We start from the raw sequence: 26,316 nt of genomic DNA on the forward strand, positions 1-26,316 counted from the left end.
ACCTCAGAATAGGAATGACCATGGCATTCAGCCACAAATTCGCCGCCCTCGGCGCCGTCCTGGCCGGAACATTGATGTTCACCGCGTGCTCCGGCGGCTCCAGTACTACGGAGATCAAAGACGCCTCCGCTGACTTCGGCTTCCAGGAAACAGGATTCCCGATCGTCAGCAAGCAACTTGACCTGACATTCTCCGGCACGAAATCCGCCCTTGCCCCGGACTACAACACCATGACCGTGGTGCAGGAATGGGAGAAGGCCACCAACGTCCACATCAACTGGGAGAACCTCCCGGAAACGGTCTTCCAGGAAAAGAAGAACCTAATCCTAGCCAGCGGCGACCTGCCCGATGCCTTCTTCAACTCCGGGCTGACCGACGCCGAGATCGCGACCTACGCCACCAGCGGCACCCTCATTCCGCTGGAGGGTCTCATCGAGAAGAACGCGCCCAACCTCTCCAAACTGCTCTCCGAACGGCCCGACATCAAGGCAGCCATCACCTCCTCGGACGGGCACATCTACTCCCTGCCTTCGGTGGAGGAGCTGGGCCTGGTCCAGTTCCCCAACGAGCTGGCCATCAACACGTCCTGGCTGAAGAAACTCAACATCCCGATGCCAAAGACCATCGATGAGTTCCACGACGCACTGCTTGCGTTCAAGACCCAGGACGCCTCCGGGACCGGCAAGACCATACCGCTGAGTTTCATGCCCGGATCCTGGTGCGGGGACATCGTTGACCTGATCGCCGCCCTCGGCGGAGTGCCGGACAACATGGACCACCGCATCGTCCAGGACGACAAGGTCATCTTCACCCCCACCCAGGACGGCTACAAGAAGGCCATCCAGACCCTGCACGAGTGGTACAAGGAAGGCCTGATCGATCCGGAATCCTTCTCCCAGGACGACAAGGCCTACCTGGCCAAGGGCAAAGCCGCCACGGAAAACCTCGGCTCCTTCGTCTGGTGGGAAATCCCCGAAATGGTCGGCGCGGACCGCGCCAGCAACTACTCCCTCGTCCCGGTCCTCGAAGGGGTCGACGGCAAACGGATCGCCAGCCAGTCGAATAACCAGGAAATCGCCCGCGGCGCTTTCGCCATCACCCGGACCAACAAATATCCGGCAGCCACCATGCGCTGGGCCGACAACCTCTATGACCCCATCCAGTCAGCCCAGGCCAACTGGGGACCCATCGGTGAAACCCTGCAGAAGGACGCCAACGGCCTCCTGACCCAGATCCCCGCCCCGGCCGGGACCAGCGAGGGCGAACGCCGCCAAAAAGTCGCCCCGGGTGGCCCGAAAGCCAACACCGCCGAGAACTTCACCACCGTCGTCGCCCCCGAACCACGCGCCGCTGAACGCCAGAAGACCGTCAACGAACACTACAAGCCCTTTGCCGGCAACGACGGCTACCCCCCGGTCGCCCTGTCCAACGAGGAACTCCAGCAGATCAGCACCATCCAGGCGGACAGCACCTCACTGGTGAAGCAGAACATCGCCAAGTGGATCGTCTCCGGCGGCATCGAGCAGGAATGGGATGGCTACGTCTCCCAGCTCCAGAACATCGGCGTCGACAAAATGATCGAGGTCTACCAGCAGGCCTACGACCGCTACAAGAGCAACTCCTAGCACCACAAACCAGCAGCACAAACAGGGGTGGGCCGGGGCAAACCGGCCCACCCCGCACCAGGGAGCCCTTTACGAGGGCTCCCTCCTGGACCTGCACAGAAACGAGACCACAGCTTCATGACTGCCGCGACCGCCACGACAGCCGACACCTACCGCCCGGCCCTGCATTACGCAGCCCGGAACACCTGGCTCAATGATCCCAATGGCCTGATCTTCCACGACGGCGTCTACCACCTCTACTACCAGAACAACCCGCTGGACAACGTCTGGGGAAACATGTCCTGGGGACACGCCACCTCCCCGGACCTCGTCACCTGGACCGAACACCCCGTCGCCATTGTCTGCGACGAGGAAGAAGACATTTTCTCCGGAAGCATCGTCTTCGACCGGAGCAACACCAGCGGGTTCGGTACCGCCTCGGCCCCGCCCCTGGTCGCCGTCTACACCAGCGCCTTCAAGACCGGCTCCGCGCACGACGGGCTCCAGGCACAGTCGCTCGCCTACAGCCGCGACGGCGGCTACACGTGGACCAAACACACCGCCAACCCCGTACTGAACCGCGGGTCAGCAGAGTTCCGCGACCCCAAAATCATCAGGTACGACGGCGGCGCCGGCAGTTACTGGGTCATGGTCGCCGTGGAAGCCACAGACTTCCAGGTCGTTCTCTACAAGTCCCATGACCTCAAGAGCTGGGAGCCGCTGAGCACCTTCGGCCCGGCCAACGCCACCGGGGGCGTGTGGGAATGCCCCGACCTTTTCCCCCTCCCCCTCGACGGCGACCCGGAGAACCTTCGGTGGGTCCTCACCGTCAACCTCAACCCGGGCGGCCCCAACAACGGCTCCGCCGGACAGTACTTCATTGGGGACTTCGACGGCACCACGTTCACGTCGGCCACCACCGTCACCGAAGGACTCCAGGACCCTGCCCGGCTCGGCGAGTACCAGTGGCTGGACTGGGGCCGGGACTACTACGCCGCCGTCTCCTTCACCGACGCTCCCAACAACCGCCGCCTCATGATCGCCTGGATGAACAACTGGGAATACGCCAACCACATCCCCACCGCACCGTGGCGCAGCCCCATGACCCTTGCCCGCGAAATATCCCTCCACACCATCGACGGACAACCCCGACTGATCCAGACGGCCACCGGAGATTTCACCGCACTTTCCAGCGCAGGACCGTCATTCACCCTCCAAGAGTTGGAACTCTCCGACTGCACGCGCGTCCTCGACGGCGCTGCCGGCACCGTCCAGCGCATCGACATCACCGTCACCCCGGAAAACGCCGAGGAGTTCGGACTAATACTCCGTGGAAACGGCGCCCATGGAACCCGTGTGGGCCTTCGGCCGTCACAAAACACAATCCATGTCGACCGCCGGACATCAGGAAACACAAACTTCCACGAGGCCTTCCCCTCCATCGACACAGCCCCCATCCGACCGGTCAACGGTTCCTACCAGCTCACCATCTATGTGGACCACTGCTCTGTGGAAATCTTCGCCCAGAACGGCCAGGTCACCATCACGGAACTGATCTTCCCGACACCCACCAGCACCGACGTCGCCGTCTACGCCATCGGCGGAACAGCCACCATCAATAGCCTGGATATCACCCAATACGCATAACGGCAGGAGAGGAAGAGCAGGCGACGGCGGGACGGCCGCCGGCGTCGGCTCCGGCAGGGCGTGTGCGTCCCGGGGTCAGGCGGGGAGTGGGACGCGGAAGACCTGGCCTGCAAAGATCATTGGTGAAGCTCCCCGGGTCATTCCAACGAGTCGGCGTCGGTGGGGGCGGCCCGGTGATCTATCCCCGCAGTGAGCGCGTCAATACGATCGAGCGCGGCGTTCAGGCGCTCGACGGTTGCCCACAATGCCGGATGCTGTTCCCGGACCTGTTCGAGCGAGGTGCCAGCAGAGGTAAGTGCTGCCAGATCGAAACTTACGTTGGTGCGTGCCCCTGTCACCGCTGCCCTGAGGGCACCGAACGCGACGATGACATCGGCAATAAGCGCAGGGTTACCGTGGGAAGCAAGCCAGCCCAGATCCCCGACGGCCTCGATTGCACGGTCGCCGAGCACGGCTGATGACTTGGCAGCTTCTACGGATGCACGGTGTATCGCATCTTCGCGCTCCGGCCCCGGTTCCAGCCGGAAAGCAGCCCCGAAAGCAGCAGACGCCGCCGCGTCGTCATCCGCCAGCCGGAGAGCTGCTTCCCGGAGTGACCGCGCCCGCCCGTGAAGATCGTTGAGCTCCGAGCGCTGGTGCTCCCCGGGTTCGGTGTAGCCCGCAACCATTGATGCCAATGACGCGGCGATGGCGAGCATCACACCCGTGCCCGCACCACCGCCTGGTGAACCGCTGGATTCCGCCAGAGCCTGCGTCCAGTCCTCAACAGTCGAGCCCTGTGTTGTAATCGCTTCAGAATCAGCCATAAAACCAAGTTTGCACCAAGGGTTGCCGCCCACCGGCCCGCGACATCGGCGGGAGGATAAAAGCTAACCTATTGCGTCCGGCCATTGTTTCGGGTCGTAGCCGTGCAGGCCTGGCACCCGGCGCGGCTCCTGCACCTTGTCAGAGGGCCCCTCCTGATCGGTGTCATCGCTGGCTGCTGATTCCGGCAGGTCGCCGTCTTCCTGTTCATCGGCGCCCCGACGGCCACGATCACTGCGTTTGCTGTCAGCCATTTTGGTGCTCCAACCACTCAGAGTGGGGGTCCATCTGCCTGAACCACTACGCAAACCCTAGCTGCAGGAATACTGGCGTACCCGCCGCATCAGCTCAAGATCCCGGCAATATTGCCTAAACGCCAAAGAACCGACGGACGGGGGTTTCTAGTCGCGGTGGCGAGTGAGGATTTCTCCGCTGCGGGTGAGGTGGTCTGCGACGTCCCTGAGCTTGACGTTGGTTTCGGAACTGGCCCTTGTCAGGATTTGGAACGCCTGCTGGGAGCTGACTTTGAACCTTTCCATCAGGATTCCCTTGGCCTGGCCGATGAGGTCACGCGTGTCCATTGCCCTGTTGAGCTGGCTTATTTCCTGTGCGTCGGAGAATGCGACCGCAGCGTGGGCGCCGACCAGGAGACCGACTTGTTCTGATTCCTGGTCGAAAACGTTTACGTCGTCGCCGTACAGGTTAAGGGCACCGAGACTGTCCCCTTTGACGAAGAGCTGGAAGGCCAGCATGCTCCGGGCCCCTGCGTCGTAGGCTGCCTGCGCGAAGTCAGGCCAGCGGTCCTCACGGCCCATATCCGGGACCCGGACAATCCGTTCCTCGTAGGCGGCGTCAATGCATGGTCCCTGACCCGTTGCACTCTGCAATGCGTCCACCTTCCGGGGGAGCTCGCCTGAAGCCGCCCGTGACTGGACGGTCCTCCTCCCCATCACAAGGCTCACGGAGGCCTCGGCAACGTGCGGAATCAGGTCCAAGGCAGCATGAACGATATCGATCAGCAGGGCATCAGTGTCCTCCTCCTGCTGAAGCTCCCGGGCAAGATCGCTAAGCCGGCCGGCAAGATCACCGCCCACGGCCCGTCCCTGAGCAGCTGCGTCCTGGATTTTGCCCGTTCCGGAAGTCATATTTCCCACTCTCTGCTATGGACTCTGATCCAGGTCCTCGCCCTGGGATGCCCTGTTATCGTCCGGCTCGGGAACCACCTGGTTGGCGATCAGGTCGACGCGGTCTGCCGCGGTCAGCCCGTCATCGTTCTGGATGGCGGCAACGTCTTCGCCGTCCACTCCCGAAGCACTGGCCGTCCCCGTTTCCGTGTCCGGCTCGGTCGTCTCATGGTGTTCGGTCTTGTGGCGCGCTTCCTCGAGGTGATGCTCCAGCTTCTCCTCCGCGTCCCGCCGGCGCTGTCCGACGGTCCGCATCTGCTGCGTGGTCGGCGCTACGTGCGCGTGCTGGTGCGGGCCATGATCATGGGGGTGTTCTTGGTGTTTATCGCTCATAAGGGCATCGTCCCACCGCATGCGCGCTGCGTGAAGACCAGGCCCGGAACAGGTGAAGCCATACTGTCACGAAGCGTTCGGAGCAGACGACGGCCCTCAGTAAGATGGGGCTTCGGCCGCGCCGATATTGTGCAAGGCTGGTGGCATGGATCTGGAGGTGTCGCCCGCGCTCACAATTCCGGCCTCGGAACTGGGCTGGCGGTTCTCGCGCTCGTCCGGACCAGGGGGGCAGCACGTCAATACTTCGGACAGCCGCGTGGAGCTCTTCTGGAACGTCGGCGACTCAACGGCCGTTTCAGACGGCCAACGACTCATGCTGCTTACGCGACTCGAACGACGCCTCATCGCCGGGGTCATCACCGTGACCGCCTCCGAGCAGCGCTCGCAGCTGCGCAATCGCGAAATCGCTCTGGCCAAGCTCGCCGGTCTGGTGGCTGAGGGGATTGCTCCGGAAGGTGCCCGCCGCCGGGCTACAAAACCCACACGCGGCTCGAACCGCCGGCGCCTCGCCGCAAAGGTACAGCGGGCGGCGACAAAACAGCAAAGGAAGCGTCCGTCCGCCGAGTAGCAATGCCCACCGTCCCTTCGGGCACCCAGGTCCGCGTTTGACTGCAGGTTCTGTGCTACTACCGTGTCCAGGCTTTTCCGCACTTGAGGGACCTGCGCTGTGGACGGCAATAGCCGCCAACGAAGGGCTCACGGAATGGCGGGTCTACGAGGACACGCCGGAAGAGCGGCGCCGTTTGGGGATCGACGACGAGTGGTTCAGCCACGCAATCGACCCCTCCTGACCTCACATCAACGCGGTCCAGGGCATTCACCGGTCGGAGAAGGGCAGCGTCTGGTCCGTCCAATATCAGCTTGACCAGCTTGTCGAAACCCAACAAAACCTCGCCTCCACGTGGGAACTACCGTCGGTTCGGAAGACATAACCGCAGCTAGAACCCCTAGGACGATCAATGACGATGCAGCCAGACCTCCAGGCCAAACCCGGCACCATCCTCCAAACCGCCCGGACGCAGGTACTGGAGCAGGGCATCGGCCTCTCCGAAAGCCAGCTCCTGGAAATCCTCAGGCTGCCGGACACAGAATTGCCCGCCGCCCTCCAGCTCGCCCACGAAGTCCGGCTGCGGCATTGCGGCGAGGACGTGGAAGTCGAAGGCATCATTTCCATCAAGACCGGCGGCTGCCCCGAGGACTGCCACTTCTGCAGCCAGTCCGGCCTGTTCGACTCCCCCGTCCGTGGCGTCTGGCTGGACATCCCGGAACTGGTCAAGTCCGCCAAGGAAACCGCCGCGACCGGAGCAACCGAGTTCTGCATTGTTGCCGCCGTCCGGGGACCCGACATCAAACTGATGAACCAGATCAAGTTCGCCATTGACCGCATCAATGAAGAAGTGGACATCAACATCGCCTGCTCCCTCGGGATGCTCACCCAGCGCCAGGTGGACCAGCTCGCCGAATGGGGCGTCCACCGCTACAACCACAACCTCGAAACCGCACGCAGCTACTTCCCCGAGGTCGTCACCACCCATAGCTACGAGGAACGCCTGGACACCTGCAACATGGTCAAGGCCGCCGGCATGGAACTGTGCTGCGGCGCCCTGATCGGGATGGGCGAATCCCTGGAACAACGGGCCGAACTCGCAGCCCAGCTCGCAGCCCTGGAACCGCACGAAGTCCCGCTGAACTTCCTCAACCCCCGCCCCGGAACGCCGCTGGAAAACCAGGGCATCATGGACGGCAGGGACGCCCTCCGCGCCATCGCCGCGTTCCGCCTCGCCATGCCCCGCACCGTGCTCCGCTACGCCGGCGGCCGCGAACTGACCCTCGGGGATCTCGGCACCCGCGAAGGCCTGCTCGGCGGCATCAACGCCGTCATCGTCGGCAACTACCTCACCACCCTGGGCCGCCCGGCAACCGCGGACCTGAACCTGCTGGTGGAACTCAACATGCCTATCAAGGAACTCCAGAAGACGCTATGAAACGGGTTTCGCCCCCCTATTTCTCAACCACCGCCGGCGCAGCAGGTCCAAACACGGGTCAGTTTTGTGGGCACTGCGGTGACCCGTCCGACGGCGGCCCCAGCACGGCGTCGGACATTCACCTCCGCTGCCGCGAGCGTCTCGCGATGGAGCCGCCTCGCTACTGCGCCGCCTGCCGGCGCCGCATGAAAGTCCAGGTGACTCCGCTGGGATGGTCGGCGGAATGCTCCCGCCACGGAGTGCTTGCCCCATGACTGCAGAGGCACAGCTGGGCCTGATCGAGCGGGACCGCGCGCGGTTGTGGCACCCGTACGCGCCGGCGTCCCCGGACCTTCCGCTGTGGGAGGTCGAGGCGGCCGACGGCGTGCGGCTGCGGCTTCGGAGCGAAGAAGGCACACGCCATGAGGTGGTGGATGCGATGTCCTCCTGGTGGTCTGTGATCCACGGTTACCGCCACCCGGTGCTGGACGCCGCCGCGCGGCGGCAGCTGGAGAGTTTCAGCCATGTGATGTTCGGCGGCCTCACACATGCCCCGGCGGTGGAACTGGCCGAGGGGCTGGCGTGCATGGCCCCTTCCGCACCCGGGCAGCCGGGCCTGGAACGGGTGTTCCTCGCGGACTCGGGTTCGGTGGCCGTGGAGGTTGCGCTGAAGCTGGCGGTGCAGTTCCAGGCCGCCTCCGGGCAGCCACAAAGGCAACGGTTCCTGAGCATCCGCGGCGGATACCATGGCGATACTTTCGCTGCGATGGGGGTCTGCGACCCCGTGGACGGCATGCACTCTTCGTTCCCGGGCCTGCTGGCCGGCAACGTCTTTGCGCCCCGTCCCCCGGCGGCAGCGTCAGCAACCCCGGAAGCCGTGCTGGCGTGGGCCTCTGAGCTCGCGGACATCGCGGCCGCGGCGTCCGGGGAGCTCGCCGGCATCATTGCCGAACCGGTGCTTCAGGGTGCCGGCGGCATGCACGCCTACCCGGCGGAGTGCCTGACAGCGCTGCGGCAGGTGGCTGACCGGCACGGTCTGCTGCTCATCTTCGATGAGATCGCCACCGGTTTTGGGCGTACAGGCGAGCTGTTCGCGGCCGATCATGCCGGCGTCGTGCCGGACATCATGTGTGTGGGCAAGGCCCTGACCGGCGGGTACCTGACCCTTGCCGCGATGCTCTGCACGGCAGATGTTGCGGCCACGGTGTCAAGCGGCCGGGCCGGGGCACTGCTGCACGGCCCCACGTTCATGGGCAACCCGCTCGCATGTGCGGTGGCCAACGCCAGCCTCGGTATCATCGGCGACGGCGGCTGGCGGGCAGATGTGGCCCGGATCGGTGCGGGCCTCGCATCCGGGCTGGCCCCCGCCCTGGACCTTGAGGCCGTGCGGGATGTCCGCACGATCGGCGCCGTCGGGATCATCGAATTGCACGACTCCGTCGACGTCACCGCGGTGGCAGCCGCCGCCATCCGTCACGGCGTCTGGGTCCGGCCGTTCCGGAACCTCGTCTACACCATGCCCCCGTACATCAGCACTGCGGCGGAGGTTGAACAGATCACGGCGGGCATGACGGCGGCCGTCGCCGAAGTCCATGAGCGCGTCCCGGCCCGATCCGGAGGTGCTCTATGAGCAGTTCGATGGCCCAGTGGCTTGAGAACCAGGCCGCAGTCCGGGACCGCCGGGGCCTGGTCCGCCGCCCGCTCCCCCGCGAGGCGGACGAACAGTTCATCGACCTGGCCAGCAACGACTATCTGGGACTCGCGACGGACCCGCGGCTTGCCGAGGCTGCCGCGGCAGCCTCCTCGCTGTGGGGTACGGGCGCCACATCCTCGCGCCTCGTGGCCGGCACCACGCGCCTGCATCTGGATTTGGAAGAGGAACTGGCCGGGCTGTCGGGCATGGAGTCAGCGCTGGTCTTTTCCTCCGGCTATCTGGCAAACATCGGTGTGATCACGGCGCTCGGCGGCCCGGGGACACTGATCGTGGCGGATGAACACTGCCATGCCTCGATGCTCGACGGATTCCGGCTGAGCCGCTCGCGCATCCAACCTTTCACGCACAACAGCGTGGAGGACGCCGGCCGGCAGGTTGCAGACCGGCCGGAGCCGCGCGCGCTGATCGCCGTCGAGTCTGTCTTCAGCGTCCTGGGCGACGAAGCCCCGCTCGCCGGCTTGCTTGCCCTGGCGGAGGAACACGACGCCGTGCTGCTGATTGACGAGGCCCACAGCCTTGGAGTCACCGGCGCCGGCAACTTCCGGGGCCGTGGCTCCGTGGCCGGGACTCCCCTTGCCGGGCATCCGAACGTGATCGCCACCGCAACGCTGTCCAAGGCCCTCGGCAGCCAGGGCGGAGTGGTGCTGGGCTCCGCCCTCCTCCGGGAGCACCTGGTCAACCGGGCACGGAGCTTCATCTTTGACACCGGCCTGGCGCCCGCCTCCGCCGCGGCCGCGCTCGCCGCCGTGCAGATCATCAGGGACGAGCCATGGCGGGCGGAAGCTGTCCAAGGCAACGCTGCGGCGCTGGCAGCCGGGCTCGCACCGGTCCTCGCAGCCCGCGGCGCCGCCGTGGACCGGGCCACTGTCGACCGGCCCACCCTCGACCGGGCAGTGGGGGCCGTCCGGTCCATCGCCATGCCGTCCGCTGAATCCGCCCTGGCCGCCGCCGGAACCGCGCGAACAGCCGGCGTCCGGATCGGATGTTTCCGCCCGCCGTCCGTTCCGGACGGAATCTCTCGGCTGCGGCTCACCGCCCGCGCCACCCTTAGCCCTGCGGAAATCGAAGACAGCTGCGCAGTGCTGCGCGGCATTTTGGAGGAACTTCCATGAACCTGCCCGGCATCATCCTGGTCACCGGTACGGACACCGGCGTCGGCAAAACCATCACGACGGCGGCACTCGCCGCCGTCCTCCACAACTCGGGACGCAGCGTCGCGGTGTACAAACCGTGCCAGTCGGGAGCCATTGACGGCGATTCCGACGCCGCCGAAGTTGCCCGGCTCGCAGGCGCCGTGACAGCTGAAACCGGAGTAGTCCTGCAGCAGCCGCTGGCACCTGTCGCCGCGGCCGCCGCCGACGGAACACCACTCCCGGCGCTTGCTGTGCACGCCCACCGGGTTCGAGAGCTTGCCGCATCGCACGACCATGTCCTGGTTGAGGGCGCAGGCGGCCTTCTGGTGGAGCTGGATTCCGACGGCGGCACCCTGGCGGATCTCGGATCGCTCTTGGCGGCGCCGTTCGTGCTCGTTGCCCGGCCAGTCCTCGGGACCCTGAACCACACCGCGCTGACCCTCGAAGCGCTGGCTGTGCGCGGCCTCCGGGTCCTTGGCCTTGTGCTCGGCAGCTGGCCCGTCATCCCGGGCACCGTGCACCACAGCAACCGGCAGGTGCTCGGATCACTGCGGGTGCCGTTCCTCGGGGCCCTTCCCGAGCGGGCCTCGGAACTGTCCCCGATTAATTTCCGTGCCGGCGCAGCTGCATGGCTGAACGGCCTGCCCGCATGAGCCCGGCGTTGACCGCCGCGGCGTCCGACCCGGTTCTTGCGGAGGGGGCGGGACAGTCGGAAACTCCGGACCGGAACCGCTGCCCGTACCTCGTGGTGCGTGACCCGGACGTCGTCCGGGAAGTCCTGCACCGGCCAGCCGCTTTCAGCCCCGCGAATGCCCTCGTTGCTGTGACGCCGTTGGAGGGGCCAGCCCTTCGCGTGCTGCAACGCGTGCGATTTGCGCTGCCTCCCGTGCTGGCCAGCAACGATACGGACACGCACGCGGGAATCCGTAAGGTCGTCGCCGGATTTTTTACACCTGCGAAGGTCGCCGCCATGGAGCCGCGGATCCGGGAACTGGCACGGGAAGCGGCCCGGAGCGCCGCGGACCAGCTCGCCTCATCCGGCCAGGTAGACCTGGTGCAGGCCGTGGCGGCGTTTCCCCCGGCCGTGGTGATGCTGGAACTCCTCGGGCTGCCCGTTCAGGATCTTGCCGCCCTCAAGCGGTGGGGCCTTGACTCCATGGAGCTGTTCTGGGGGTGGCCTGACGGGAACCGCCAACTCGAACTGGCCCGCAGCGCCGCCGACTTCTACGTCTGGCTGCGGCAGCTCGTGGCTGAATCCAGGAAGGCTCCCGGACGCAATCTGTTCAAATCCCTGGCCGAGCACGGCTTGTCCACGCCTGAAATCTGCTCATTGGGCTACTTCCTGCTGATCGCCGGACAGGAAACCACCACCCAGTTGATCAGCACTACCCTGTTCCGGCTCCTGCAGGGGTCCACGCCCGTGGGCTGGAAGGACGCCCGCTCTGAAGCCGGCTCCGCGTCCATGGTCCGGCACGTGCTGGCCACCGAATCATCCGTGCCCACCTGGCGCCGGGTGACAGCCCACGACACGAGCCTGGGCGGCGGTTTAGTCCCTGCCGGCACCGAAATTCTCCTCGAACTGAGCGGCAACCCGGTCACGTCAGAGGCCACACCCATGAGCCAGTCCGTCTCCTCGACGGCGGTGCTGCGCGGTCAATCCACCAGCCGTGGCCTGGTTTTTGGCTCCGGCATCCACCGCTGCCTCGGCGCCAAGCTGGCGGAGCTGGAGGCCACCATAGTTGTCCAGGAGGCCGCCACCGCACTGCCGGAGGTACAGCTTCAGGAGTGCCAGACCGATTGGATCAGGCTCTTGTCTTTCCAGGCACCCCGGACCGTCACCATCAGAAGCCGCTAGTCAGCTGAGCGGACTGCTGCCCGGCGGACCGCTGAGCACGGTGGGGACGTACTCGAGCAGCTGGAGCCGACCGTCGAAGGTCCTGCTGTCCACCATCTCGAGCGCGACGTCGGGGTAGCCGTCGTAGATCCGCTCCTGCCCGGTGCGGCCCGTGATCACGGGGAAGACGACCAGCCGGAACCGGTCCACGAGGCCGGCGGTCAGCAGCGACCTGCAGAGGCTGAGGCTGCCGAGGGTGCTCAGGGTTCCGGTCCCGGTGCATTTCATCTCTGCCACGGCCTCCACCGCGTCCCCGGTGACCAGCTTCGAGTTCGGCCACGTCAGGGGCGCCTGGAGGGTGGAGGAGAAGACCACTTTGGGCACGCCGGCCAGTCCGGTCAGGCTGGCCCCTTCATTCTCGGAGAATCCCGAGTCCGCAGCCGCGGCTTCCCCCGACATGCTGGACATCAACCGGTAGGTGTTCGCCCCGAGAAGGAAGGTGTAGTCCTTCTCCCCCTCCTGCTCAAGCCACGCCAGGTATTCCGGCCCCTCAAGACCCCACCAGCCCGGCCAACCCTCGGCCGAGGCATACCCGTCCAGGGAGATGATCAGGTCGACCATCAGCTGTGCTGAGGATGCTTCTGCAGTTGTTTTGCCCATGGCCGTCTCCTCGATCTGATCGACGTCATTGTCCGCCGGGGCGCTTTGGCCGAACCAGCATGATTCCCGTTCCTGGCCAGCCTGCCAAGCCCACCCCGAAGTCCATGACCGCACCCTTACAGGAGCGGAATGGACGCCTGTGCCGGCCATGCTAGTCCCGCAGCGATCAGACGTTCAAGGGCCCAGGTCCCTGAACAGGGATCAACAGTCCGGCTGCACCGACGAACGAGAGGACGGCGCGGACATGGTTGGCCCGACTCCAGGCCCGCTCATAAATATGCCAGTGCAGGTCCGTTTGACCGCTTCCATTCCCGGACAGGCGGTTGTTCAGAGGCCCGTTCACCAGCATGGTGGATGCCCACCCTGCGAGGTAAGCTGCGGCTCCGACGGCTCTGATCGGGGATTGAGCCTGGGAACCGGTGGCCGTGACTACCGCGACTGCCCCACACGCGGCAGCCGTGCCGAAAAACGGAATCATGAACGGACGCCTCACAGCCCCAAGAGTCCAGACCCCAAAAAGTAAACCGCGAACAGCAACCCAGCCTGGACGGACTGCCAGCCGGGCGTCAGACCAGGCTCGGCTGGCTCGACAGGATGTAATCCACGGCTGCCGGTCCGGTCATGCCCAAACCGGGCCTCACGTAACGGCCTGCGTCGAGCCGGCGCTGACCAAGTCCTTCCTGTGCCATCGCCGCCCAGAAGACACCAGGCGAACCGGGAGCGAGCCGGCTCAGGAAGCACCAACTCACATAGACCCCGTACATTTCGTCCTCGGTGAGGCCGGAGTCATTCGGCCGCTGGACAGTAATGCAGTCTGCGACGAAGCGCGTGTACTTCGTGCTGGTCATCGGAAACCCTTCGCCTGCCGGAATCATGCATTGCAGCGGCGCTCCCGGACGGGAGACATCGCCTCTGCACTGCATTCGCAGCCACTGTTGCATGCGGATTGGTCGTGAACCAGCAATTAGCGGGACATATCAGGGAACGGGGAACAACGCGCCGTTACGGGGCGCCGCAACGTGCGCGGCCGTCCCCCGCCCTCCTCGTGGCACCGGCTTATAGTAAGTGGCCTTATGATTTAGTTAAGAGTGCCGAAGCGTGCCGGGAGGAACGGATATGTTGGCGGAATCGCCCAGCACCATCAGGAGTGAAGCGGTCGGCGGCCGTTACCGGCTGGGCGAAGTCATCGGTCGCGGCGGAATGTCATCCGTCTACTGCGCGCGGGACGTTAACCTGGGCCGGGATGTCGCGTTGAAGCTCTTCGCACCCCAGGCGCCGGACGCAGACGAGCTCAAACGGCAGGAAGCTGAAATCACGCTGCTGGCGACTCTTAACCATCCCAGCCTCGTGACACTGTTCGATGCCGGGATTGATACCCGCATCCCGGATGAGCCCCGGCCGTTTCTCACGATGGAACTGGTCGAGGGGCAGGATCTGCGCAGCCGGATCAGGCATAGTGCAGTCCCCCTGGACGAGCTTGCCGTCATAGGAGCAGGGATCGCTGACGCGCTGGCTTATGTCCACAGCCTGGGCATCATCCACCGTGATATCAAGCCGGGCAACATCCTCCTGGTGCAGACCCGCCCCGGGGAGCCACTCAGGGCCAAAGTCACAGACTTCGGGATCGCAAGAATCGCTGATGCAACACGCCTGACAGCTACCGGAGCGATGGTGGGCACCGCCGCATACCTCAGCCCTGAACAAGCCATGGGCTCACCGCTCAGCCCGGCCACCGACGTGTATTCGCTGGGCCTGGTCCTGCTCGAATGCGTCAAGCAGTCTATGGAGTACCCCGGCAGCGCGGTGGAATCTGCCGTGGCCAGGCTGCACCGCCCGCCCACAATTCCCGAGGATCTCCCGGCCGAGTGGGCCGACCTCATTCGGTCGATGACGGCCATCGACCCACTGGAACGGCCGACCGCTGCGGACATCGAGACGGCGCTGCGACACGCCCTTGTCTCGCCGACATCCACTCCGGGCCGACTCGCACCGGAAACCACGCGCGTGCTGCCCGCCATGCCCTTCAGGGCGCCGGCCGTCACAGCAGAGTCGCCCACCCCCCGCCAGCGCCTGTCCGGTCCGGCCAACGAAGGTCCTGGCGCCGAGGATTCGAGTACCACCGCCAGCAATTCACCGTTGAATGCCGGAGGCGGCCTGCCCGGCCGCACGCCAAGGACGCGCGGCGCGGCGCGGTCATCCCGAGCGGGGCGCAAGGGCAGGCTCTGGGCGGCGGCCATCCTGACGGTTCTGGCGCTGACGGGTGGGACCGCGGCACTCACGGCGGGCCTGGCCCCAGGGCCAGCGTCCGGCGTCGTGCCCTACCCTGCGGTCACCGGCACGCTGGGTGACCACCTTCAGGAACTCCAGAAGAGTGTGGAACCATGACCCTCGGGCATTCCAAGAGACGGCGCGCCGGCGCACGGGGAGTCAGCCTTACCGCCGCCCTTGTGCTGGCGGCGTCGCTCGCCGGCTGCGGTCCGGCTGACACCGGCGTGCAGCGCGACACCGCCCGGCAGCTCCAGGAGCTTGTGCTGGGCGTGAGCCAGGCTGCGGCCGCAAATGACCATACGGCCGCACTGACGGCACTTGACACCCTGGAAGCTGACGTTGCGGCAGCGGCCGGCACCGGCCAGGTCTCCGAGGACCGCCGCCGGGCCATCATGACCAGCATCACCGCTGTCAGGGCGGACCTTATCGCCGCAATCGACGCAGCTGCCGCGGCAGCGAAGGCAGCCCAGGAAGCAGCAGCCGCTGCAGCCGCTGCAGAAGCGGAGCAGGCAAGGGCCGACGCGGAAGCTGCCAGGCAGGCCGCCCAGGAAGACGCGGCACCGGTCGTGCCGGTACCCGCCCCTCCGGCGCCCGCCCCTGCGGACCCGGACCCAGGGCCTCCCCCTGGACAGGGAAAAGGCAACGAGGGCAAGGGGAAAAACAAGGACGACTAAGGCATGACGCCCCCATTTAGGGCACGCAATAGTTGCGTAATTGATGTGATCTCAGTCACTTAAAGCGCTTTCCCGATAGGGACTTAGGTTTGGCTAACCTACAGTTCAGCTGTGGGCAATCCCCAGCACACAAGGACCCGTCAGTCCCGCAGACTTTTCCAGAAAGCAGCCTCTCAATGAAGATCCGCATCAATGCTCTGGCCGGCATCGCGTTCGCCGCCACCGCAGCACTTGGACTGACCGCCTGCGGCGGCAGCACCGCCCCCGCCGCCTCCGGTTCCGCTCCCGCTGAGTCGGGCGACATCACGGTGTACAACGCGCAGCATGAAAGCCTGACCAAAGAGTGGATCGAGGCCTTCACGGCGGAGACCGGCATCACGGTCACCATGCGCCAGGGGTCGGACACCGAGCTGTCCAACCAGATCGTGCAGGAAGGTGCTGCCTCACCGGCCGACGTTTTCCTCACCGAGAACTCCCCTGCCATGGCCCAGGTGGAAAACGCAGGGTTGTTCGCTGACGTGGACAGCGCCACCATCGAGCAGGTACCCGAAGAATTCCGCCCCTCTACCGGAAAGTGGACTGGCATTGCCGCCCGTTCGACCGTCCTGGTTTACGACAAGGCCAAGCTGACCGAGGACCAGCTGCCCAAGTCCATGCTGGACCTGGCCAACGCCGAGTGGAAGGGCAAGTGGGCCGCATCACCGTCGGGTGCCGATTTCCAGGCCATCGTCTCCGCGCTGCTTGAGCTCAAGGGCGAGGCCGCCACTGAGGAATGGCTCAAGGGCATGAAGGAAAACTTCAAGGCCTACAAGGGCAACGGCACCGCCATGAAGGCAGTCAACGCCGGCGAAGTTGATGCCGCACTGATCTACCACTACTACTACTACGGCGACCAGGCGAAGACCGGCGAGAACTCCAGCAAGGTCACGCCGTACTACTTCAAGAACCAGGATCCGGGCGCGTTTTTGTCCGTCTCCGGTGGCGGTGTTTTGAAGACGTCCAAGAATGCAGAGGCCGCCCAGGCGTTCCTGAAGTTCATCACCGGCAAGAAGGGGCAGGAGGTCCTGCAGAAGGGCACGTCCTTCGAATACGCCATCGCTTCTGACGTACCCGCCAACGAGAAGCTGGTTCCGGTGGCTGAACTCCAGGCCCCTACCGTGGACCCGGCCAAGCTGAACTCCGAAAAGGTCACCGAGCTGATGACCAAGGCCGGACTCCTGTAATTACGTGACCACTGAGCTATCGGCTCCCCCACCAAAAGGGAGCACGACGACGGCGGGCCGGGGCACCAGCCCCCGCCCGCCTTTCGGCGTTTCTGCGGTGACCTTCCTCGCGGTGCTGATCGCACTCTTTTCGCTCGTTCCGCTGGGCTACGTGGTGTACATGACCATTGCGACGGGGTGGGACACCGCCGTCGAACTGATCTTCCGCCCACGCGTGGGCGAGCTGCTCCTCAACACCGTGCTGCTGATGCTGGTGACAGTTCCGCTCTGCCTTATCCTGGGCGTGGGCGGAGCCTGGCTGGTGGAGCGTACCAGCCTGCGCGGGCACAAAATCTGGGCAGTCCTGCTGGCAGCACCCCTGGCCATCCCGGCGTTTGTTAACAGTTACGCCTGGGTCTCTGCTGTGCCGTCCCTGGAGGGGCTGGGGTCCGGGGTCCTGATCGCCACACTGTCCTATTTCCCGTTGGTCTACATCCCGGCGGCAGCCACGCTCGGCCGGCTTGATCCGGCAATTGAGCAGTCCGCGGCCGCACTGGGGCTGGGTGCCTGGCGGGTCTTCTTCCGCGTTGTGCTCCCGCAGCTGCGGCTTGCCATCACCGGCGGCGCGCTGCTGGTTGCCCTGCACCTGCTGGCCGAGTATGGCGCCTTTGCCATGATCCGTTTTGATACGTTCACCACCGCCATCATGGTCCAGTTCCAGTCCACCTTCAACGGCACGGCGGGCAACATGCTCGCCAGCGTCCTGGTGTTCTTCTGCCTCATCCTGCTGCTCCTGGAAGCCCGCGGCCGGGGTTCTGCCCGGTACGCGCGGATCGGCTCCGGAGCCCAAGCCAAGGCTATCCGCCTTCCCCTGCACGCCTACCAGGCCCCGGCCCAGCTGGCGCTGGTTGCCCTGACCGCCCTGGCTTTCGGACTCCCCCTCTTTCTTGTCCTGCGATGGATTTTCTCCGGCGGTGCCGGCATTTGGGTGGCCGACGAGTTCACGCCCGCCCTTTTGACGACCCTCGGGTATGGGCTGGCCGGCGCAGCGGTGACCACCGCCGTGGCCTTCCCCATGGCGTACCTTGCCGTCCGGCACCCCAGCTGGTTCAGCAAGTCACTGGAACTTTCCAACTACATCACCAGCTCCCTGCCGGGCATCGTGGTGGGCCTGGCCTTTGTCACCGTCAGCATCCGCCTGGTGCCGGGCGTGTACCAGACTGCCGGAGTACTGGTGGCGGCGTATGTCCTGCTGTTCCTGCCACGGGCACTGGTGAACCTGCGCTCAGGCCTGGCCCAGGCCCCCAAAGAACTCGACGAAGCTGCCCAGGCCCTGGGCAAGCCGCCGCTGCTGTCCTTCATCAGGGTGACGCTGCGGCTCACGGCACCGGCCGCGGCCGGGGGCGCTGCCCTGGTGTTCCTGGCCATCGCCAACGAGCTGACTGCCACGCTGCTGCTCTCCCCCAACGGAACGCGGACACTAGCCACCGAATTCTGGAGCAAAAGCAGCGAAATCGACTACGCGGGAGCGGCACCCTACGCCCTGCTGATGATCCTGCTTTCCGCCCCCATGACCTACTTCCTCTTCCAGCAGTCCAAGAAAGTGGCCGGACAGTGACCGAACAGTCCCCATCCCGACTCCCGGAACCGCGGATCGCGGCCTCGGTGGAGCAGACCACCAACAGCCACCTCCAGATCACGGATGTCACCAAGAACTTCTCGTCCCAGGCGGTACTCAAGGGCGTAAACCTCGCCGTTGCCAAGGGCGGAACCACCGCCATCGTGGGTCCCTCCGGGTCCGGCAAAACCACACTTCTGCGGCTCATCGCAGGCTTTGAGCACCCCGCCACCGGCAGCATCTCGCTGAACGGTTCCAAAGTGGCGGGCGACGGCGTGTGGCTGCCCGCGCACAAACGCCAGGTAGGGTACGTGGCGCAGGACGGTGCCCTCTTTCCCCACCTCACAGTGGGCCAGAACGTTGCTTTCGGCCTGGATTCCAGCAAGTTGGAAGGGGGCCGCCGCGCGGTGGCGGGCCGGATCAGCGAATTGCTCGACATGGTGTCCCTGGATCCGGCCATGGCCAAGCGGCGGCCGCACCAGCTCTCCGGCGGCCAGCAGCAGCGGGTTGCCCTGGCCCGCGCACTGGCGCGCGAGCCGGAACTGATGCTGCTGGACGAGCCGTTCTCCGCCTTGGACGCGGGCCTGCGCGTGGCCACGCGGCGGGCGGTAGCCAAGGTGCTCAACAAGGCCGGCGTCACTACCATCCTGGTGACCCACGACCAGGCCGAAGCACTGTCCTTCGCAGACCAGGTCGCCGTGATGCGCGGCGGCAAGCTGGCCCAGATCGGTAACCCCTTTGTGGTCTACACCCGCCCCGCCGACCGTGCCACAGCCGAATTCCTGGGAGACGCAGTCATCCTTGACGCATGGATGGAAGGCTCGCTGGCCACCTGTTCGCTGGGCGGAATCCCCGTCCGCAGGCCACCCGCACAGGGCCGCGTGCAGCTGATGCTGCGGCCCGAACAGATCCGCATCGCCGAGGACGGCCCCATCCGCGGCGTGGTGGTGGATACCGACTACTTCGGCCCGGAGACCACAGTGCGCCTCAAACTGGCGGTACCTCCAGAGCTGGCGTCGGGCGCCGACCACCGCTACCCCGGCGGCGGCGAGGTCATCACCATCCGCCACTGGAACGCCTCCATCGCCCGGCCCGGCATGGAACTGTGCCTCCGGGTGGTGGGTGAAGCCGTGGCGTTTCCGTTGGACGGCTGACACTACTCCGTCACCTTCCGGCCGGGGGTGACTTGAAAACTAAGTATGCTTTCTATTAGATTGGTTCCTGCTGCTCCGCCTGTCCCCCATCACGCGGAGCCGGCGCTTAGGAAGACCCCGCACAAACTGACTCGTAGTGCGGGGTCTTCCGCTGTCTGCACCGTGGGAAACGCAGTCCAGCAGGGAACGCGGGCGGCGCGGGAACACTCTCCAAGGAGCGGTTCGACGATCTGGCGCACCGTCCTTGTGGGGCGTAGATTCAGTCAATCCAATGTGATGGCGCGGCGTTCTTCAAAGGGGGCCAAAATGGCCGGATGGAATGCGGACAATGCGGCCGGCCCTACGGGGCTGGGTGCTGTAACCCTCGTGGAGGGGTCCTCCTTCTGCATCTCGTTGCAGAACGGAGACATCTTCGCCCACCACCCTCACGGTGTTTTCTACCGGGACACGAGAATCCTCTCCCGCTGGTGCCTCACCGTCAACGGCCAGGAGCTGGAGCCGCTGGGTGCATGGACCCCGTCGCCGTTCCGGGCGACCTACATTGGCAGGGCGGTGCGTGCGGACGGCCGGGCCGACAGCCCGCTGACGGTAGTGCGCAGCAGGGAACTGGGGTCCGGCCTGCTGGAGGACATCACCATCCGCAATTACTCCCAACAGCCGGCAGCCTGTGACGTCGCGCTCTCCGTGGATGCGGATTTTGCGGACCTATTTGAAGTAAAGGACGGGCGCTTTCACCGGCAGTGGGAACAGACGCGCCGGTCCGAGGACGGGTCGCTGAAGATCGGCGCGGTCTGGCAGGGCGTAAGGAACGGCGTCATCATACGTGCACAGGGTTGCACTGTCAGCGAGGATGGCCTCGCGTTCAACGCGACCATTCCTGCTCAAGGACAGTGGGTTGTTCGTATTGTGGCCATGCCTGACTGGGACGGCGCGGAAGGGCTGCTCCACCACCCGGCTGCAGACACTGCTTCTCCCCAGGACATTCGGCAGCAGGCGTGGTTTGCCACTGTTCCAGAGGTAACCATGGGAAATCCGTCGGTGCAGCGGACGATGCTTCGCAGCCATGCTGATTTGGGGGCCCTGCGTATCGTTGATCCGAACCATCCCGAGCGCATGGTCGCCGCTGCGGGGGCGCCATGGTTCATGGCGCTGTTCGGGCGGGATTCCCTGTTGTCCTCTTCCATGATTCTGCCGTTGGACGCGTCCCTGGCACTCGGTACGCTGCAGACTCTTGCTGACCTGCAAGGCTCGGCGGAGGATGTCCTGACGGAAGAGCAACCGGGGCGGATCCTGCACGAGGTGCGGTTCGGCGTCGGCACGGGTCTGGCACTTGGCGGCAAGTCCGCCTACTACGGCAGCGTTGACGCCACGCCCCTGTTCGTGGCCCTGCTCGGAGAGGTTTCCCGCTGGGGAGTATCCGCGCAGGACATCGCGGCCCTGCTTCCCCACGCGGATCGTGCGCTGGATTGGATCCGTGATTACGGAGACAAGGACGGCGATGGTTTCGTCGAGTATGAGCGCCTCAACGACCAGGGCCTGATCAACCAGGGCTGGAAGGACTCGTGGGATGGCATCAATTTCGCTGACGGCCGACTGGCGGAGGCTCCCATCGCGTTGTGCGAGGTACAGGGTTATGTTTACAGCGCATTCATCGCCCGGGCCTGGATGGCCCACGACGCCGGCGATGGGCATTTGGCGGCAGAGCTCCAGGACCGTGCGGCACGCCTGAAGAAGAGGTTCAATGAGGCGTTCTGGTTGCCTGAACGCGGATATTACGCAGTTGCGCTTGACCGGGACAAGCGGCCGGTCGATGCCTGCGCGTCCAACATGGGCCACTGCTTGTGGTCCGGCATAGTGGATGCCGACAAGGCCCAGCAAGTTGCCGATCGGCTGATGTCCCCGGAGATGTTCAGCGGCTGGGGCGTACGCACCCTGGCAACGGACATGGGTGCGTACAACCCGGTCAGCTACCACAACGGCTCAGTCTGGCCACATGACAATGCGCTGATAGTAGCCGGCCTGATGCGCTATGGCTTCGTAAAGGAAGCCCAACTCCTTTCCTCGGCACTGCTGGAGGCCGCCGAATATACGGATAACAGGCTTCCGGAACTGTTCTGCGGGTTCAGCCGCGACGAGTGTCCCGAGCCGCTCCCCTACCCGACGGCCTGTTCTCCGCAGGCATGGGCGTCTGCGGCCCCGGTGATGTTGCTCCGCAGCCTCCTGCGCTACGAGGCTCACGTTTCCCTGGGCGGGCTGTGGATGGACCCCGTGTTGCCGGAATCATGGGGCTCCATGCACGGCGAGAACGCGCCTGTGGGTACCGCGCGGGTCACGGTGGATATTTCCGGCACACGCACAGTTGTTGAGGGTTTGCCGGAAGGAATGGTGTTCCACAGGGGAACCCGACCTCCGCTGGACAACTTTTCAGAACTGGAGATACTGCGCCGAAAGGTGGCACGCCGGCGCGACGGCTAGCGGATACCGCAAGGAGCCAGACGGCCGAAAGATGGCGCTCCAGGTCCTCCCGGCCCTCCAGGATCATGCCGTGTGGACCAGCCGACCGGCCTCGGGGGAACCAAAATACAGGCGCGTCAGTATCCTCTACCCAAAGGGATAGGCCGGAGGCGCCTGGGCCTGCGGGAAGCGGAATCAGCGCAGGCCGTGGCTGTGGGCCAGCGCGATTGCCTCCGTGCGTGAGCCGACGTCGAGCTTTTTGAAGAGGTTCCGTACGTGAAACTTCACCGTGTTCTCGCTGATTCCCAACGACGAAGCGATGGTGCGGTTACGTTTTCCGGCAGCAAGTTGCTGAAGGACTTCCAGTTCCCGTGCGGCGAGATTCCATGCCGCGACATCACCCACCGGCATGGCCGGTGGATCCAGGGGCAACGTGACACTGACATCGGCGCCCCAGCCTTCCATGACGTCGATCTGCATGCGGCCGGACAGGGCCTGGACCCGTCGGTCGAGCCGGCCAATACTGTCGGCGTCGGCTGAGAGGGCGCCGAGACCGTCGTCGCGGACGTTAATCAGCAGGTTCTCCCCATCGCAGTCCCACTGTGCCCGGACCCGCCGGACTTCCGGCTGTTCCATCATGGCCAGCAGCAGCCCTCTGACAATTGCCCTGGCCGCGTGGGCGACCTCTCCGGGCAGTGCCCTCCCACTCAGGGGAGGTTCAATAAATTGAACGCTGATCCCGCTGAACCGGGTCAGCGGCCGCAGGTCCTCCTTCAGGCGTTCGAAGGCTGTAGCGACCGGCTCCTCAACCAGATCGGCTGTCCTGTCGCTGAGCGTGCGCAGTCCAACCAGCGCCTTGGCTGTTAGCGCTGTAACCGTTGAACGCGCTGCGGCATCGTCCATTGAAGATGACCGAAGGGCTGCCAGCTGTGTTTCCAGCGTGGTGGAGTGCTGATCGACGAGTTCGGCCGTTACCCGGATACGCTCAGCAGATGCCGCGCGTGACTCCAACAGGTAGGACGGCGGTGCGTCCTTGACCTTCTCCTGGATCCTATGGGCCGCGATGTGCCAAAAGTACTGCACCAACTCCAGTGCGGGATCAGGCGCCGCTCCACCGTTGAACAGATACGGGTCTGTGACGACGAGCAGGGCGTTGCTGTGCACATGCCTTATCGCGAGCACCGGGCGCTGCTCTGCCGCGATCTCGGCCTCCCCGAGCCAGGGATGACCATCGGTCAGGGAGGCGCGAAGCCCCTGAAGTTCAGCAATCGACACCCGGGAAATAATCCCTTCGTCGCCTGCCTTCTTCTGCGGACGCCCCGTGCAGTCCTCGGTGAAAATAACAAGCGCGCTGCCTGCCGAATACGGGAGCACCGCCTCTCGCAAGCGCTCCGCGATGGTGGTCAGGGGAGCTTGCGCCACGGCGGAAATCGAGTGCAGGAGGGCCCACGCGTCGTCGGGGAGGAAAGGTGCCGGCGCTCTGCCCAGTGACTGCCCAGGTGTGCTCATTCGGACAGACTACCGGGAACCCGGCCAACTATCCGAAAGTGTAGCGAGAACCGTCATAAATCAGCGTTCTGCCTACCCCGAATCTTGGACAGGATAAACAACAGAGGAAAAACCTCTGAACGAGCGCAGCGTCGCGGATGACGAATCAGGAAACCATATCGTGAATCCAACAACAGCTGGTGCATCCACAGTGGATGAAACCGTCAGCACCATCGCCTATAACTTGTCCCTCGTCCGGAATGAGATTGCGGACACGGCCGCGCAGATAGATGACCGGCAACTGGCAGGGCTTGCAGCACAAATCACCCGGGCAGACCGCGTGTTCGTCGCAGGGGCAGGCCGGAGCGGCCTTGTCCTGCGCATGGCAGCCATGCGGCTGATGCATCTGGGCCTAACGGTTCATGTCGCCGGGGACACCACAACCCCCGCGATCAGCTCCGGCGACTTGCTCCTGGTCGCTTCCGGGTCCGGCACCACCTCCGGCGTAGTGAAGGCAGCAGAAACAGCGGCCACTGCCGGGGCGCGCGTTGCGGCCTTCACCACCAACCCGGGATCACCGTTGGCCAGGCTCAGCGACGAACTGGTCATTATTCCGGCTCAGCAGAAGACCGATCACGGATCAGGCGTCTCCCGTCAGTACTCCGGGAGCCTGTTCGAGCAGGTGCTTTTCCTGGCCACCGAAGCTGTCTTCCAGACGCTTTGGGGCAACGCCGAAGTGCCGGCGGAGCAACTCTGGCTCCGGCACGCCAACCTCGAGTAAGCCCGGGCACCCGGTCTTTACCCACCCGTCTTTCCACCAATCAAGTAAACCCAACAGAAAGAAACAAACATCATGAAACTTCAGGTTGCCATGGACCTTCTCACCGTCGAAGACGCCCTCGAACTTGCCGGCAAGGTTGCCGAGTATGTGGACATCATCGAGCTCGGCACCCCCCTGATCAAGGCCGCTGGCCTTTCCGCCGTCACGGCAGTCAAGGCTGCACATCCGGACAAGATCGTCTTCGCCGATATGAAGACGATGGACGCCGGAGAGCTTGAAGCCGACATTGCCTTCAAGGCCGGCGCTGACCTGGTTTCCGTCCTGGGCAGCGCTGACGATTCCACCATCGCAGGTGCCGTCAAAGCTGCGAAGGCCCACAACAAAGGCATCGTTGTTGACCTCATCGGCGTCCCGAACAAGGTCACCCGCGCCCAGGAGGCCCGTGCCCTCGGTGCCACGTTCGTCGAGTTCCACGCTGGCCTGGACGAGCAGGCACAGCCGGGCTTTGACCTCAACGGCCTGCTCAGCGCAGGTGAAGAGGCCCGCGTTCCGTTCTCAGTCGCTGGCGGCGTGAAGCTCAGCACCATTGAGGCTGTTCAGCGGGCCGGCGCTGACGTGGCCGTTGCCGGCGGTGCCATCTACGGCGCCGCAGATCCCGCTGTCGCGGCGAAGGAACTCAAGGCCGCAATCATCTAGCAAGCCCGTCCTTTGGGACCGGCGGCGGCCTGCACCTCAGTGGTGCGGGCCGCCGCCTCTATGTGAGGAACAGAAAGGCATCAATGTCTGAAACGAATCTGCTCTCCCGCACTCCGTTGTCCCGTTCCGGAAGGTTTGGGCGTAATCCGTTGCGGGATCCTCGTGACCGTCGTTTGAGTCGGATTGCGGGTCCGTCGTCGTTGGTGCTCTTTGGGGTGACGGGGGATCTTGCGCGTAAGAAGTTGATGCCTGCGGTGTATGACTTGGCTAATCGTGGGTTGTTGCCGCCGAGTTTTGCGTTGGTGGGGTTTGGGCGGCGGGCGTGGTCGGATGGGGATTTCGCTGCTGAGGTGAAGGCTTCGGTGCAGGCTTATGCTCGGACGCCGTTTGATGAGGCGGTGTGGAACCAGCTTGCTGAGGGTGTGCGGTTTGTTCAGGGCGCGTTTGATGATGACGGGGCGTTTGAGCGGCTGGGTGAGACGATCAAGGAACTTGATGATGTTCGTGGGACGCGGGGTAATCACGCGTTTTATTTGTCGATTCCGCCGAAGGCGTTTGAGCAGGTTTGCCGGCAGTTGTCCAAGCATGGGTTGGCGCAGGCTGATGGGGAGAAGTGGCGTCGGGTGGTGATTGAGAAGCCGTTCGGGCATGATCTGGAATCGGCGCGGGCGTTGAATGACATTGTGGAGTCGGTGTTCCCGCCGGACGCGGTGTTCCGGATTGATCATTATTTGGGGAAGGAGACGGTGCAGAACATTTTGGCGTTGCGTTTCGCGAACCAGTTGTTCGAGCCGTTGTGGAACGCCAATTATGTGGATCATGTCCAGATCACGATGGCTGAGGATATTGGGACCGGTGGCCGGGCGGGGTATTACGACGGTGTGGGTGCGGCGCGGGATGTGATCCAGAACCATTTGTTGCAGTTGCTGGCGTTGACAGCGATGGAGGAGCCGATTTCGTTTAATGCCGATGATTTGCGGGCGGAGAAGGAAAAGGTCCTCGCGGCGGTGAAGTTGCCGGAGGATCTGTCCACGCATTCGGCGCGGGGGCAGTTCGCCGGTGGCTGGCAGGGCGGGGAACAGGTCCTGGGTTACCTGGAGGAGG

26 protein-coding genes are annotated in these 26,316 nt (G+C 64.8%); 18 read left to right on the forward strand and 8 right to left on the reverse strand.

The features are described 5' to 3' along the window. Positions 1 to 20 precede the first annotated feature (20 nt). Positions 21 to 1,625: an ABC transporter substrate-binding protein gene (locus tag AU175_RS00465; RefSeq protein WP_066290249.1), complete on the forward strand. Its 1,605-nt coding sequence runs from the start codon at positions 21 to 23 to the stop codon at positions 1,623 to 1,625. Between the two features lie 117 nt (positions 1,626 to 1,742). Further along, complete coding sequence (locus AU175_RS00470; protein ID WP_066285056.1) at positions 1,743 to 3,251, forward strand: glycoside hydrolase family 32 protein; 1,509 nt, start codon at positions 1,743 to 1,745, stop codon at positions 3,249 to 3,251. Positions 3,252 to 3,388: 137 nt separating this feature from the next. Here AU175_RS00470 and AU175_RS00475 read toward each other — a convergent pair whose 3' ends face one another. From AU175_RS00475 to AU175_RS00490, 4 genes are all read right to left on the reverse strand, one after another. Beyond that, on the reverse strand, positions 3,389 to 4,057 hold the full coding sequence (locus AU175_RS00475) for a cyclodeaminase/cyclohydrolase family protein (RefSeq protein ID WP_066285057.1): 669 nt from the start codon (positions 4,055 to 4,057) through the stop codon (positions 3,389 to 3,391). A 63-nt stretch (positions 4,058 to 4,120) separates the two neighbouring features. Beyond that, positions 4,121 to 4,309: a hypothetical protein gene (locus tag AU175_RS00480; protein ID WP_066285058.1), complete on the reverse strand. Its 189-nt coding sequence runs from the start codon at positions 4,307 to 4,309 to the stop codon at positions 4,121 to 4,123. A gap of 147 nt (positions 4,310 to 4,456) precedes the next feature. Next, on the reverse strand, positions 4,457 to 5,200 hold the full coding sequence (locus tag AU175_RS00485; protein ID WP_066285060.1) for a GAF and ANTAR domain-containing protein: 744 nt from the start codon (positions 5,198 to 5,200) through the stop codon (positions 4,457 to 4,459). A gap of 15 nt (positions 5,201 to 5,215) precedes the next feature. Beyond that, a complete protein-coding gene (locus AU175_RS00490) occupies positions 5,216 to 5,572 on the reverse strand; it encodes a hypothetical protein (protein ID WP_066285061.1) in 357 nt (118 codons plus the stop codon). 145 nt (positions 5,573 to 5,717) lie between these two features. Between AU175_RS00490 and arfB the strand changes: the two genes are divergently transcribed. The 7 genes from arfB to AU175_RS00520 all read left to right on the forward strand — a co-directional run bounded on the left by arfB (position 5,718) and on the right by AU175_RS00520 (position 12,238). Next, positions 5,718 to 6,140, forward strand: coding sequence for an alternative ribosome rescue aminoacyl-tRNA hydrolase ArfB (gene arfB, locus AU175_RS00495; RefSeq protein ID WP_066285062.1), 423 nt, complete (start codon positions 5,718 to 5,720; stop codon positions 6,138 to 6,140). 391 nt (positions 6,141 to 6,531) lie between these two features. Next, complete coding sequence (bioB, locus tag AU175_RS00500; protein ID WP_066285064.1) at positions 6,532 to 7,557, forward strand: biotin synthase BioB; 1,026 nt, start codon at positions 6,532 to 6,534, stop codon at positions 7,555 to 7,557. Next, entirely contained in the window at positions 7,554 to 7,811 is a 258-nt protein-coding gene (gene bsaP, locus AU175_RS22660) for a biotin synthase auxiliary protein BsaP (protein WP_082978926.1), read from the forward strand. The genes bioB and bsaP overlap by 4 nt, the downstream gene beginning before the upstream one ends. Next, a complete protein-coding gene (locus tag AU175_RS00505; protein ID WP_066285066.1) occupies positions 7,808 to 9,166 on the forward strand; it encodes an adenosylmethionine--8-amino-7-oxononanoate transaminase in 1,359 nt (452 codons plus the stop codon). Before bsaP ends, AU175_RS00505 begins: the two co-directional genes overlap by 4 nt. Before the next feature lie 8 nt (positions 9,167 to 9,174). Continuing rightward, the gene (locus tag AU175_RS00510; RefSeq protein ID WP_066290251.1) at positions 9,175 to 10,362 is read left to right on the forward strand and encodes an 8-amino-7-oxononanoate synthase; all 1,188 of its coding nucleotides are present in this window, start codon (positions 9,175 to 9,177) and stop codon (positions 10,360 to 10,362) included. After that, the gene (gene bioD, locus AU175_RS00515) at positions 10,359 to 11,036 is read left to right on the forward strand and encodes a dethiobiotin synthase (RefSeq protein ID WP_066285067.1); all 678 of its coding nucleotides are present in this window, start codon (positions 10,359 to 10,361) and stop codon (positions 11,034 to 11,036) included. Before AU175_RS00510 ends, bioD begins: the two co-directional genes overlap by 4 nt. Next, positions 11,012 to 12,238, forward strand: a complete 1,227-nt coding sequence (locus tag AU175_RS00520) for a cytochrome P450 (protein WP_231938406.1) — start codon at positions 11,012 to 11,014, stop codon at positions 12,236 to 12,238. The genes bioD and AU175_RS00520 overlap by 25 nt, the downstream gene beginning before the upstream one ends. Here AU175_RS00520 and AU175_RS00525 read toward each other — a convergent pair whose 3' ends face one another. The 3 genes from AU175_RS00525 to AU175_RS00535 form a co-directional block, all read right to left on the reverse strand. Continuing rightward, the gene (locus AU175_RS00525; protein ID WP_066285069.1) at positions 12,239 to 12,877 is read right to left on the reverse strand and encodes a dihydrofolate reductase family protein; all 639 of its coding nucleotides are present in this window, start codon (positions 12,875 to 12,877) and stop codon (positions 12,239 to 12,241) included. Positions 12,878 to 13,043: 166 nt separating this feature from the next. After that, positions 13,044 to 13,355 (reverse strand): DUF1772 domain-containing protein, encoded by a 312-nt coding sequence (locus tag AU175_RS22665; protein ID WP_066285070.1) that lies wholly within the window; start codon positions 13,353 to 13,355, stop codon positions 13,044 to 13,046. A gap of 88 nt (positions 13,356 to 13,443) precedes the next feature. After that, entirely contained in the window at positions 13,444 to 13,725 is a 282-nt protein-coding gene (locus AU175_RS00535) for a hypothetical protein (RefSeq protein ID WP_066290255.1), read from the reverse strand. Between the two features lie 268 nt (positions 13,726 to 13,993). Here AU175_RS00535 and AU175_RS00540 point away from each other — a divergent pair, with 268 nt between their 5' ends. From AU175_RS00540 to AU175_RS00565, 6 genes are all read left to right on the forward strand, one after another. Continuing rightward, on the forward strand, positions 13,994 to 15,262 hold the full coding sequence (locus AU175_RS00540) for a serine/threonine-protein kinase (protein ID WP_066285073.1): 1,269 nt from the start codon (positions 13,994 to 13,996) through the stop codon (positions 15,260 to 15,262). Next, positions 15,259 to 15,819, forward strand: coding sequence for a hypothetical protein (locus AU175_RS00545; protein ID WP_066285074.1), 561 nt, complete (start codon positions 15,259 to 15,261; stop codon positions 15,817 to 15,819). The genes AU175_RS00540 and AU175_RS00545 overlap by 4 nt, the downstream gene beginning before the upstream one ends. Before the next feature lie 176 nt (positions 15,820 to 15,995). Further along, entirely contained in the window at positions 15,996 to 17,042 is a 1,047-nt protein-coding gene (locus AU175_RS00550) for an iron ABC transporter substrate-binding protein (protein WP_066285075.1), read from the forward strand. Positions 17,043 to 17,046: 4 nt separating this feature from the next. Then, a complete protein-coding gene (locus tag AU175_RS00555) occupies positions 17,047 to 18,639 on the forward strand; it encodes an ABC transporter permease (protein WP_197496990.1) in 1,593 nt (530 codons plus the stop codon). Continuing rightward, on the forward strand, positions 18,636 to 19,793 hold the full coding sequence (locus AU175_RS00560) for an ABC transporter ATP-binding protein (RefSeq protein WP_197496991.1): 1,158 nt from the start codon (positions 18,636 to 18,638) through the stop codon (positions 19,791 to 19,793). The genes AU175_RS00555 and AU175_RS00560 overlap by 4 nt, the downstream gene beginning before the upstream one ends. 306 nt (positions 19,794 to 20,099) lie before the next feature. Next, positions 20,100 to 22,268, forward strand: coding sequence for an amylo-alpha-1,6-glucosidase (locus tag AU175_RS00565; protein WP_066285078.1), 2,169 nt, complete (start codon positions 20,100 to 20,102; stop codon positions 22,266 to 22,268). Positions 22,269 to 22,442: 174 nt separating this feature from the next. Here the strand turns inward: AU175_RS00565 and AU175_RS00570 are convergent, their stop codons facing one another. Beyond that, on the reverse strand, positions 22,443 to 23,756 hold the full coding sequence (locus AU175_RS00570; protein WP_066285079.1) for a helix-turn-helix transcriptional regulator: 1,314 nt from the start codon (positions 23,754 to 23,756) through the stop codon (positions 22,443 to 22,445). A gap of 160 nt (positions 23,757 to 23,916) precedes the next feature. On the opposite strand from AU175_RS00570, the gene hxlB reads away from it, so the two are divergent. From hxlB to AU175_RS00585, 3 genes are all read left to right on the forward strand, one after another. Continuing rightward, positions 23,917 to 24,516 carry a 6-phospho-3-hexuloisomerase gene (gene hxlB / locus AU175_RS00575; RefSeq protein ID WP_066285081.1) on the forward strand — a complete coding sequence of 200 codons (600 nt, stop codon included), beginning with the start codon at positions 23,917 to 23,919 and terminating at the stop codon, positions 24,514 to 24,516. A gap of 72 nt (positions 24,517 to 24,588) precedes the next feature. Then, positions 24,589 to 25,212 (forward strand): 3-hexulose-6-phosphate synthase, encoded by a 624-nt coding sequence (gene hxlA, locus AU175_RS00580; RefSeq protein WP_066285082.1) that lies wholly within the window; start codon positions 24,589 to 24,591, stop codon positions 25,210 to 25,212. Positions 25,213 to 25,295: 83 nt separating this feature from the next. Beyond that, a partial coding sequence (locus AU175_RS00585) for a glucose-6-phosphate dehydrogenase (RefSeq protein ID WP_197496992.1) occupies positions 25,296 to 26,316 on the forward strand: 1,021 nt, incomplete at its 3' end.

It is taken from the genome of Arthrobacter sp. B6, assembly GCF_001663775.1.
GTDB lineage: Bacteria > Actinomycetota > Actinomycetes > Actinomycetales > Micrococcaceae > Arthrobacter.

Bases quoted from the DNA above. Each gene is read 5' to 3' on its own strand.
- AU175_RS00470 (WP_066285056.1), top strand. From the start codon at position 1,743: ATGACTGCCGCGACCGCCACGACAGCCGACACCTACCGCCCGGCCCTG.
- AU175_RS00565 (WP_066285078.1), top strand. From the start codon at position 20,100: ATGGCCGGATGGAATGCGGACAATGCGGCCGGCCCTACGGGGCTGGGT.
- AU175_RS00465 (WP_066290249.1), top strand. From the start codon at position 21: ATGGCATTCAGCCACAAATTCGCCGCCCTCGGCGCCGTCCTGGCCGGA.
- AU175_RS00480 (WP_066285058.1), bottom strand. From the start codon at position 4,309: ATGGCTGACAGCAAACGCAGTGATCGTGGCCGTCGGGGCGCCGATGAA.
- AU175_RS00490 (WP_066285061.1), bottom strand. From the start codon at position 5,572: ATGAGCGATAAACACCAAGAACACCCCCATGATCATGGCCCGCACCAG.
- AU175_RS00540 (WP_066285073.1), top strand. From the start codon at position 13,994: ATGTTGGCGGAATCGCCCAGCACCATCAGGAGTGAAGCGGTCGGCGGC.
- AU175_RS00550 (WP_066285075.1), top strand. From the start codon at position 15,996: ATGAAGATCCGCATCAATGCTCTGGCCGGCATCGCGTTCGCCGCCACC.
- AU175_RS00520 (WP_231938406.1), top strand. From the start codon at position 11,012: ATGGCTGAACGGCCTGCCCGCATGAGCCCGGCGTTGACCGCCGCGGCG.
- AU175_RS00535 (WP_066290255.1), bottom strand. From the start codon at position 13,725: ATGACCAGCACGAAGTACACGCGCTTCGTCGCAGACTGCATTACTGTC.
- AU175_RS00475 (WP_066285057.1), bottom strand. From the start codon at position 4,057: ATGGCTGATTCTGAAGCGATTACAACACAGGGCTCGACTGTTGAGGAC.
- bioB (WP_066285064.1), top strand. From the start codon at position 6,532: ATGACGATGCAGCCAGACCTCCAGGCCAAACCCGGCACCATCCTCCAA.
- arfB (WP_066285062.1), top strand. From the start codon at position 5,718: ATGGATCTGGAGGTGTCGCCCGCGCTCACAATTCCGGCCTCGGAACTG.
- AU175_RS00485 (WP_066285060.1), bottom strand. From the start codon at position 5,200: ATGACTTCCGGAACGGGCAAAATCCAGGACGCAGCTGCTCAGGGACGG.
- AU175_RS00505 (WP_066285066.1), top strand. From the start codon at position 7,808: ATGACTGCAGAGGCACAGCTGGGCCTGATCGAGCGGGACCGCGCGCGG.
- AU175_RS00510 (WP_066290251.1), top strand. From the start codon at position 9,175: ATGGCCCAGTGGCTTGAGAACCAGGCCGCAGTCCGGGACCGCCGGGGC.
- AU175_RS00545 (WP_066285074.1), top strand. From the start codon at position 15,259: ATGACCCTCGGGCATTCCAAGAGACGGCGCGCCGGCGCACGGGGAGTC.
- AU175_RS22665 (WP_066285070.1), bottom strand. From the start codon at position 13,355: ATGATTCCGTTTTTCGGCACGGCTGCCGCGTGTGGGGCAGTCGCGGTA.
- AU175_RS00525 (WP_066285069.1), bottom strand. From the start codon at position 12,877: ATGGGCAAAACAACTGCAGAAGCATCCTCAGCACAGCTGATGGTCGAC.
- bioD (WP_066285067.1), top strand. From the start codon at position 10,359: ATGAACCTGCCCGGCATCATCCTGGTCACCGGTACGGACACCGGCGTC.
- bsaP (WP_082978926.1), top strand. From the start codon at position 7,554: ATGAAACGGGTTTCGCCCCCCTATTTCTCAACCACCGCCGGCGCAGCA.
- AU175_RS00570 (WP_066285079.1), bottom strand. From the start codon at position 23,756: ATGAGCACACCTGGGCAGTCACTGGGCAGAGCGCCGGCACCTTTCCTC.
- hxlA (WP_066285082.1), top strand. From the start codon at position 24,589: ATGAAACTTCAGGTTGCCATGGACCTTCTCACCGTCGAAGACGCCCTC.